The sequence below is a fragment of the Kitasatospora sp. NPDC057518 genome, assembly GCF_042802075.1.
Lineage (GTDB): Bacteria > Actinomycetota > Actinomycetes > Streptomycetales > Streptomycetaceae > Kitasatospora.
Genome location: NZ_JBHVEU010000358.1, coordinates 1 through 9,161, shown reverse-complemented (window position 1 = coordinate 9,161; position 9,161 = coordinate 1). Strand labels below are relative to the sequence as shown.

Annotated in this window: 9 protein-coding genes; 8 read left to right on the top strand and 1 reads right to left on the bottom strand. The window is 73.1% G+C overall.

The window, feature by feature from the left end; all coding sequences use genetic code 11:
- Positions 1-134 precede the first annotated feature (134 nt).
- Together ACFU7Z_RS29355 and ACFU7Z_RS29350 are read left to right on the top strand one after the other, a co-directional pair.
- On the top strand, positions 135-1,340 hold the full coding sequence (locus tag ACFU7Z_RS29355) for a hypothetical protein (RefSeq protein WP_380780761.1): 1,206 nt from the start codon (positions 135-137) through the stop codon (positions 1,338-1,340).
- Positions 1,341-1,506: 166 nt separating this feature from the next.
- Positions 1,507-2,775, top strand: a complete 1,269-nt coding sequence (locus tag ACFU7Z_RS29350; protein ID WP_380780764.1) for a metallophosphoesterase — start codon at positions 1,507-1,509, stop codon at positions 2,773-2,775.
- A 28-nt stretch (positions 2,776-2,803) separates the two neighbouring features.
- On the opposite strand, the gene ACFU7Z_RS29345 is transcribed toward ACFU7Z_RS29350, so the two are convergent.
- Entirely contained in the window at positions 2,804-3,727 is a 924-nt protein-coding gene (locus tag ACFU7Z_RS29345) for a LysR family transcriptional regulator (protein WP_074003639.1), read from the bottom strand.
- A gap of 96 nt (positions 3,728-3,823) precedes the next feature.
- Between ACFU7Z_RS29345 and ACFU7Z_RS29340 the strand changes: the two genes are divergently transcribed.
- The 6 genes from ACFU7Z_RS29340 (at position 3,824) to ACFU7Z_RS29315 (ending at position 9,114) form a co-directional block, all read left to right on the top strand.
- A complete protein-coding gene (locus ACFU7Z_RS29340; protein ID WP_049652714.1) occupies positions 3,824-4,528 on the top strand; it encodes a succinate dehydrogenase cytochrome b subunit in 705 nt (234 codons plus the stop codon).
- Positions 4,529-4,593: 65 nt separating this feature from the next.
- The gene (locus ACFU7Z_RS29335) at positions 4,594-6,537 is read left to right on the top strand and encodes a fumarate reductase/succinate dehydrogenase flavoprotein subunit (protein ID WP_380742607.1); all 1,944 of its coding nucleotides are present in this window, start codon (positions 4,594-4,596) and stop codon (positions 6,535-6,537) included.
- Positions 6,534-7,271: a succinate dehydrogenase/fumarate reductase iron-sulfur subunit gene (locus tag ACFU7Z_RS29330; protein WP_049652719.1), complete on the top strand. Its 738-nt coding sequence runs from the start codon at positions 6,534-6,536 to the stop codon at positions 7,269-7,271. Before ACFU7Z_RS29335 ends, ACFU7Z_RS29330 begins: the two co-directional genes overlap by 4 nt.
- A 338-nt stretch (positions 7,272-7,609) precedes the next feature.
- Entirely contained in the window at positions 7,610-7,915 is a 306-nt protein-coding gene (locus ACFU7Z_RS29325; protein WP_074003642.1) for a hypothetical protein, read from the top strand.
- A 144-nt stretch (positions 7,916-8,059) separates the two neighbouring features.
- Positions 8,060-8,749 carry a DUF6232 family protein gene (locus ACFU7Z_RS29320; protein WP_117486581.1) on the top strand — a complete coding sequence of 230 codons (690 nt, stop codon included), beginning with the start codon at positions 8,060-8,062 and terminating at the stop codon, positions 8,747-8,749.
- Positions 8,746-9,114, top strand: coding sequence for a hypothetical protein (locus ACFU7Z_RS29315; RefSeq protein ID WP_117486582.1), 369 nt, complete (start codon positions 8,746-8,748; stop codon positions 9,112-9,114). The genes ACFU7Z_RS29320 and ACFU7Z_RS29315 overlap by 4 nt, the downstream gene beginning before the upstream one ends.
- The last annotated feature ends 47 nt before the right edge of the window (positions 9,115-9,161 follow it).

The following is a 9,161-nucleotide window of genomic DNA, read 5'->3' as shown; positions in this document are numbered from 1 at the left end:
GGGGCCCGGGGCCCGCGGCCCCGGGCCTCCGTCGTGCGCGCACGCAAGGCCCTCCTCGGGGTGTTGCGGACATGCCCAAGCGCCCCTACCGTGTGTGCCCCCGTTGATCCATCGCCCACGGAGGGCCCACCCTGATGATCCGTCACGTCAGAACAGCGGCAAGGGCGCTGCTCGCGGCCGGCCTGCTCGTCACCGGCACACTGGCCGGGGCCCTGCCGGCGGCGGCAGCCGCGGCGCCGACGGCCCTGACCGCGTCCGACTACACCCTCACCTCGGACTACCACCAGTACGACACCCTCGACTCGGCGCTCGCCACGACGCTCGGGACCTCCGCCGTGCACACGGTGATGGAGCACGCGAACCACGACCGGCAGTCGCTCCCCGCGTCCTTCTCCGTGGCCGGCCTGACCACCGGCTTCCGGTTCGACGACGGCGACAACTCCGACTGCCAGAGCTTCCCCCAGGGCATCACCACGAGCCGGGACGCCGTGGGGACCGCGAACAGCGGCAACTACGACGGCCACCAGCTCGTGCTGGTGAGCTGGTACACCAAGGACGGCTGCGGCGGCGCCCAGCAGCGCAGCCGGATCACCCTGGTCGACTGGGACGCCACCTACCCCGACACCTACCGCAAGATCCTCCTGGTGGAACCGACCGGCACCGCGGCCGCGCCGGACTTCAAGGACGTCCCGATCCACGCCGGCGGCGTCTCCTGGTACGGCGACCACCTCTACGTCGCCGACACCGGCCGCGGCATGCGCGTCTTCGACCTGCGCAAGATCCTCAACACCGACACCGGCGGCACCGCCGACCAGATCGGCCGCCAGCCCGGAGGCGCCTACTACGCCCACAACTACGCCTACGTGCTGCCCCAGATCGGCACGGTCACCGCGCAGACCGCCTCCGGAGCCAAGCTGGTGTGGTCGTCGGTCTCCCTCGACCGGGTCAGCAGGTCGATCGTGATGACGGAGTACACCTGCCAGGCGGACTGCGTCGACTACCCGAACCGCCCGCCGAGGGCCGTCCGCTTCCCGTTCGCCGCCGGGGCGACGACCTTCGCCGCGACGACGACCGCAAGCCAGGCCCTCCAACTGCCCTGGTACAACCTCAACGGCGTGGCCTCCCACAACGGCCGGTGGTGGTTCAACTCCTCGGGGCAGAAGAAGCTCTACTACTGGACCCCGACCGCGGGCCCCTCGACCTTCGCCTGGGTGGGCGGCGGCGAGAGCCTCTCCTACTGGGAGGACGCCACCGGCCCCGACCTGCTGTGGTCGCTGCAGGAGACCACGGGCGGGCGCAACGTCTTCGCGGTCACCCAGTCCACCTACGGCGGCGGCTGAGCCCCTGGTTCGGGGCCGGCGGGGACGACTCGCCGGGGCCCCGTGGCGCACGGCCCGGTCGACGACGGCGACCCCGGGCGGGACCGTCGGCGACGGTCTGCCGGATGATGGGGAGCAGGGGCACGGCAGCGGATGTGAGGGCGACACGGTGACAGCAGGCGAATCCATGGGGCTGGAGTCGGGACACCGGTCGGCGGACCGCGAGGGCCCGGAGACCGTCGCGGCCGCCGCCCGGCCCGAGGCGGGCACGGAGCCCCCGGGCGGGGGCGCGGGGCGTCGGCGTTCCCTGGTCCGGCGGCTGGCGGTCCTGGTGCTCGTCCTCGTCCTGCTCTGCCTCCCGCCCTGGTGGACCCTGTTCGCCTCCAGCGCCGACTGGCCGTTCCCGGTCCTCCTGGCCGGCACGGTCGTCCTCGCGGCCTGGATGGTCTCCTTCCCCTTCCTGATGGTCGCGGGCCACGGGCGGCGGCGCAGCGACCGGGCCGCCCGCGTCGCGGACACCAGCCTCGGGGTGGTCTGGGTGCTGTTCACCTGGTCGGTGCTGGGCGGCTCGGTGGACCTGCTGCTGGCCGGGCTCGACGTCGGCGGCACCGACCGGGCCAGGGCCGTGGCCGTGGCCGTCGCCGTGGTCTCGGCCGGGCTGCTGGGCTGGGGGCACCACGAGGCGATGCGCGTGCCCCGGGTGAAGCGGGTGGACGTGCACCTCCCGCGGCTCGGCGCCGGCCTGGACGGGACCAGGGTCGTGGTGCTGGCCGACACCCACTACGGGCCGATCGACCGGGCGGACTGGTCGGCACTGGTCGCCGAGGCGGTCAACGCGCTCGACGCGGACGTCCTGGTCCACGCCGGCGACATCGCCGACGGCACCCCGGCCCAGCGCCGGGAGCAGTCCGCGCCGCTCGGGACGGTCCGGTCCCGGCTGGCCAAGGTCTACGTCACGGGGAACCACGAGTACGGCAGCGAGGCCCAGGGCTGGCTGGACCGGATGGCGGACCTGGGCTGGGAGCCACTGCACAACCGCCACGTCGTGGTGGAGCGCGGCGGCGACGCCCTCGTGCTCGCCGGGGTGGACGACGTGACCGCGGAGTCCTCCGGCCTGGTCGGACACCGCGCGAACCTGGTCGGCGCGCTGGCGGGGGCGGACCCGGCCCTGCCGGTCCTGCTCGTCGCCCACCAGCCCAAGTACGTCCCGCAGGCCGCTGCCGCCGGCATCGACCTGCAGGTCTCCGGGCACACCCACGGCGGCCAGATCTGGCCGTTCAACCTCCTCGTCCGGATCGACCAGCCGGTGGTGCACGGCCTGAGCCGGCACGGGGAGCGGACCCAGCTCTACACCAGCCGCGGCACCGGCTTCTGGGGCCCGCCGTTCCGGGTCTTCGCCCCGAGCGAGATCACCCTGCTCACGCTGCGCGCGGGCGGTCCGTCGCCCACCGCGTGACCGACCGTTGAAAGGCTCGGACCGGGGCTCACGGCAGCAACAGCCGCGTCCCCGGCGGCAGTTCGCCGTCCCGGGCGGCGTCGCGCAGATGCGCCAGCAGGGTGTCCCGCAGCGCCTCCGCAGCGCGGGTGAGCGGCACCTCGTGGCCGTGGGCGACGGCGATGGTGCGGCCCAGTCCGGGCCCGGCGAAGGCCGTCACCGCGAGGCCGGAGCGGGCGGCCACCATGCCGGGGACGACGGCGGGCCCGATCCCGGCCCGGACGAAGCCCAGCACCGCGTCCATCTCGCCGCCCTCCACCGCGAACTCCGGCTCGAACCCGGCCGCCCGGCAGGCCGCCAGGGTCGCCTCGCGGACGTCGTAGCCCTCCCGGAACATCACCAGCGGCCGGCCCTTCAGCTCCGTCACCCGGACCTTGCGCCGGGCCGGCCGCCCGGCCGCGACCAGCACCAGCTCCTCGTGCAGCAGTTCGGTGACCGCCAGCGCGGGCTCCTGCTCCCCGCTCGGCCGGGTGATGGTCAGCGCGAGGTCCAGCTCCCCCGCCGCCAGCCAGCCGACCAGGTCGCGCGAGCCGCCCTCGCGGACCACCAGCGCCACCCCCGGGTAACGGTCCCGGAAGACCCGCAGCACGTCCGGCACCAGGCTGGTGCACAGGCTCGGCGGTGCGCCCAGCCGGACCCGGCCGCGGCGCAGCTGCACCGTCTCCTGCACGGCCAGCCGGGCGGTCTCGGTGTCCGCGAGGATGCGCCGGGCCAGCGGCAGCAGGGCGTCCCCGGCGTCCGTGAGCGCGATGTTGCCCCGGGTGCGGTGGAACAGTTCCGCGCCCAACTCCCGTTCCAGGGCCCGGATCTGTTGCGAGAGTGACGGCTGCGCGACGTGTGCCGCCTCGGCGGCCCGGGTGAAGTGCCGGGTCTCGGCGACGGCCAGGAAGTAGCGGAGTTGCTGGAGCTGCACAGGGCCAGGATAGGCCGCATCGATAGCCCATGCCTATCGTCACGAGCCGCATCATGTCTTGGACGTACCCTCGCCGGCGTCCCTACCGTTGCTGCCATGACAACCGCGACTCGGACGGCCCGGCATCCGTCCACCCTGGCGACCCTGTGGCGGTCGACCGTCGGCAAGAAGGCGGTCATGGCCGTCACCGGACTGGCCATGCTGCTGTACCTGGTCGCGCACATGCTGGGCAACCTCAAGGTGTTCTTCGGCCCGGACGACATCAACGGCTACGCGGCCTGGCTGCGCACCATCGGACAGCCCTTCCTGGGCCACGAGTGGTTCCTGTGGATCGCCCGGGCGGGCCTGCTGGCCGCCGTGGTGCTGCACGGCGTCTCCGCGTACCAGCTCAGCCGCCGCGACCTCGCGGCCCGCCCGAGCCGGTACGTGCACAAGCGCCGCCGCGCGAGCTACGCGACGCGGACCATGCGCTGGGGCGGGGTGATCCTGGCGCTGTTCATCGTCTGGCACATCCTCGACCTCACCACGCTGACCGTGAACCCGGGCACCGATCACGGCCAGACGTACCAGAACATCGTGGCCTCCTTCGGCCGCTGGTACGTCGACGTGTTCTACGTCGTCGCGATGCTGGCCGTCGGCCTGCACATCCGGCACGGGTTCTGGAGCGCCGCGCAGACCCTCGGCGCCAACAACGCCCGCCGCGACCGGGCGCTCAAGCTGGTCGCGAACGGCCTGGCGCTGGTGCTGACCGCCGGCTTCCTGTCCGTCCCCGTGGCCGTGATGACCGGAGTCGTGAAGTGAGCAGTGGTGGCCCGAGGCGTGAAGTGAGCAGTGCTGACCGGAGCGGTGAAGTGAGCAGTGGTGACATGAGCTACCTGGAGTACACCCTCGGCGAGCCGGTCGCCGACGCCAAGGCCCCCGCCGGGCCGATCGAACAGCGCTGGGACCAGCGGCGGTTCGACGCCAAGCTGGTCAACCCGGCCAACCGGCGCAAGCACACCGTGATCGTGGTCGGCACCGGCCTGGCCGGCGGCGCGGCCGGCGCCACCCTGGCCGAACAGGGCTACCACGTGGTCCAGTTCTGCTTCCAGGACTCCCCCCGGCGGGCCCACTCGATCGCCGCCCAGGGCGGCATCAACGCGGCCAAGAACTACCGCAACGACGGCGACTCGGTCCGCCGGCTGTTCTACGACACCGTCAAGGGCGGCGACTTCCGGGCCCGCGAGTCCAACGTGCACCGGCTGGCCCAGGTGTCGGTGGAGATCATCGACCAGTGCGTGGCCCAGGGCGTGCCCTTCGCCCGCGAGTACGGCGGCCTGCTGGACACCCGGTCGTTCGGCGGCGTCCAGGTCTCCCGGACCTTCTACGCCCGCGGCCAGACCGGCCAGCAGCTGCTGCTCGGCGCCTACCAGGCGCTCTCCCGGCAGGTCGCCGCCGGGAACGTGGAGCTGCACCCGCGCACCGAGATGCTCGACCTGCTGGTGGTCGACGGCCGGGCCCGCGGCATCGTCGCCCGCGACCTCGTCACCGGCGAGATCCGCTCCTACACCGCGGACGCCGTGGTGCTCGCCAGCGGCGGCTACGGCAACGTCTTCTACCTCTCCACCAACGCCAAGAACTCCAACGCCACCGCGATCTGGCGGGCGCACCGGCGCGGCGCGTACTTCGCCAACCCGTGCTTCACCCAGATCCACCCGACCTGCATCCCGCGCTCGGGCGACCACCAGTCCAAGCTCACCCTGATGAGCGAGTCGCTGCGCAACGACGGCCGGATCTGGGTGCCCAAGGCGAAGGGCGACAACCGGCCGCCCGGACAGATCCCGGAGGAGGAACGGGACTACTACCTGGAGCGGATCTACCCCTCCTTCGGCAACCTGGTGCCGCGCGACATCGCCTCCCGGGCCGCCAAGAACGTCTGCGACGAGGGCCGCGGCATCGGCCCCGGCGGCCAGGGCGTCTACCTGGACTTCGCCGACGCGATCCGCCGGCTGGGCCGGGACGCCGTCGAGGCCAAGTACGGCAACCTCTTCGAGATGTACGAGCGGATCACCGCCGAGGACCCGTACCGGGTGCCGATGCGGATCTACCCGGCGATCCACTACACGATGGGCGGGCTCTGGGTCGACTACGACCTGCAGACCACCGTCCCGGGCCTGTTCGCGATCGGGGAGGCCAACTTCTCCGACCACGGCGCCAACCGGCTCGGCGCCAGCGCCCTGATGCAGGGCCTGGCCGACGGCTACTTCGTGCTGCCGCCCACCATCAACGACTACCTGGCCCGCCACCCGCTGCCGGCCGTGCCCGCCGACCACCCGGTGCTCGCCGAGGTGGAGGCCGAGGTCGAGGACCGGCTCAACCTGATCCTCGCGGTGGACGGCGACCGCACCCCGGACTCCTTCCACCGCGAACTCGGCGAACTGCTCTGGGACGAGTGCGGGATGGCCCGCGACGAGGCCGGGCTGCGCCGGGCGCTGGAGCGGATCCCGCTGCTGCGCGAGGAGTTCTGGCGCCGGATCAAGGTGCCGGGCACCGGGCAGGAGCTCAACCAGTCGCTGGAGAAGGCCAACCGGCTGGTCGACTACTTCGAACTGGCCGAGCTGATGTGCCTGGACGCGCTGCACCGCGCCGAGTCCTGCGGCGGCCACTTCCGCACCGAGAGCCAGACCCCCGACGGCGAGGCCGCCCGCCGCGACGAGGACTACTCCTACGCCGCCGCCTGGGAGTTCACCGGCACCGGCGCGGCACCCGTCCTCCACCGCGAGGAACTCGACTTCGAGTACGTCCACCCCACCCAGCGGAGCTACGCATGAACCTCACCCTGCGCATCTGGCGCCAGGCGGGCCCGGACGCACCCGGCTCGATGACCACCTACCGGGTCGGCGGCATCAGCCCGGACATGTCCTTCCTGGAGATGCTGGACACCCTCAACGAGGAGCTGATCACCCGCGGCGACCAGCCCGTCGCCTTCGACCACGACTGCCGTGAGGGCATCTGCGGCGCCTGCGGCATGGTCATCAACGGCCAGGCGCACGGCCCCGAGCGCACCACCACCTGCCAGCTGCACATGCGGCACTTCCAGGACGGCGACACCATCGACGTCGAGCCCTGGCGGGCGGCGGCGTTCCCGGTGGTCAAGGACCTGGTGGTGGACCGCTCGGCCTTCGACCGGATCATCGGCTCCGGCGGCTACATCACCGCCCCCACCGGCAGCGCCCCCGAGGCGCACGCCACGCCCGTCCCCAAGGAGACCGCCGACACCGCCTTCGAGCACGCCGAGTGCATCGGCTGCGGCGCCTGCGTGGCGGCCTGCCCGAACGGCTCGGCGATGCTCTTCACCTCCGCCAAGGTGGTGCACCTCAACGTGCTGCCGCAGGGCGCGCCGGAACGGGCCGCCCGGGTACGGGACATGGTCTCGGCCATGGACGCCGAGGGCTTCGGCGGCTGCACCAACACCGGTGAGTGCGCCACCGCCTGCCCCAAGGGCATCCCGCTGCCCAGCATCGCGGCGATGAACCGGGAGTTCCTGCGGGCCGCCCGCGGCTGACGACTCCCCCACGACGGTCGGCCCCTCGCTCTGGTGCTCAGGCGAGGGGCCGACGCCGTTCTGGAACAGGGCGTGCGGTCGCGGTTCGCGCTACCCGTACGGGTGGTGGATCGCCCGGGGCCGTGCTTCCTGACGGGGAATCGCGCTACGGTGGTGTCCGCTACGGAAGGACGGCATATGCCCGAGGTTCAGTCCTGTTCCGGTTGCGGCGGGTCCGGGGGGACCCAGAAGACCGAGGCCACGGTCGAACTGGACGAGGAAGGAAGCATGGTGCCCAGTGTCCACACCTTCTGGTCGCCCTGCGGCCGGTGCCACGGATCCGGAACGGTGATCGTCGGATGAGGTTCGTCTTCGAATGCGTCGAGTGCGGTGGGCACTACCTGCCGCCCGAGGAGATGGTGTACCCGGACGGGCCGGCCTCGCCGGTCTGGTGCACCGCCTGCCAGAGCGCCAAGCGCGCGGCCGGCGTCCGGGAGGACCCGTTGCTCGCCCGGGTCGCGCTGGCCGCCGCCCGGGCCGCACTGGCCCGGCGGGCCGCGGAGGCGGCCGAGCAGCCCGCCCGCCCCGACGTCCGCCCGTCCCGCCCGCCGCGGTCCCGCCGGGCCCGCTCCGGCCCCGGCGTGCTGCGCGGCAAGCTGGGCTGACGGCCCGCGGGACGACGGGTCGGCGGGACCAGGGCCGGGGCATACGAACCGACGGTGCGTCAGTTATCCGCCACGACAATGAACTTGTGCGGACCCGGAGCCTGCTGGCACATTGTCCTCCCTCGCACGACAGCCTTGGGGGACATGGCCATGCAGCCGACCGATCCTTCCGATTCGACCCGGGCCGGGCAGACCGGCTCCTTCCCGTTCGTTCCGCCGCCTCCGCCCGGCGGGCCGCCGACACCGGCCCCGTTCGGGCCGCCGCCGCCCACCACCCCGCCGCCGGCCTTCACGAGCGGTCCCGCCGGCACCCCGACCACCACCCGCGTCGCGGTCACCAACCGCATCCTCTGGATCGGGCAGGCCGCGTACCCGCTCGCCAACGTGGCCCGGGTCGGCACCTCCCTGATCGTGCCCGGCCGGCGCCGCGCGCTCCTGCGGCTGCTCGCCTTCGCCCTGGTCGTCTTCCTGCCGGTGCTCGTGATCGCGCAGGCCACCGACGGATCGTCCTCGGACTCCGGGTCCGGCACGCTGTTCCTCGTCGCGATGATCCTCGTGGCGCTCTACTTCCTGATCTTCACCTGGCCGGTGCTGCGCCGGCCCGACCTGTACGTGCTGGCCGTGGACACGGCCGGCCCGCCGACCGCGGTGCTGGCCTGGCTCACCGCGGAGCCGGCGTTCGAGCTGCAGGCCACCATCACCCGCGCGATCGAGAACCCGCAGGCCGAGTTCCAGCAGATCGTCCAGACCATCAGCGTGGACCTGCGGCAGTACCAGTTCGGCGACAGCGTCAACATCTACGGCGGCCAGGGGAACACGGGAGTCAGCAAGTGAACGACAACGAGCGTCCGGACGTCCAGTACGGCGACCGCGTCACCATCCACGGCGGCAGCGGCAACGTCGGCATCCAGCACAACAACGGGGCGGTCGGCGACCAGGCGCTGCCGCCGGAGGTCGCCGCGCTGTTCGCCCGGCTCGCCGCCGTGGTCACCGACCTGGCCCGGGACGGGCGGCTCCACGAGGCGGACCGACAGAGCCTCGCCGAGGCCCTGCCGGTGCTGACCAGCCCCGCCGCCGAGGAGCCGAGGAGCCGGCGCAACACCCTGCTGCTGCTGGCCGGCCTGGCCCAGAGCGTCGGCGAGGCCGCCGCGCCCGCGCTGGGCCTGGCGAACCAGCTCCTGGCCCTGCTCAGCGGCTGACCGGCCGGCCGGCGCCCACCCACTCGCGGGCGGGCGCCGGCCTACGC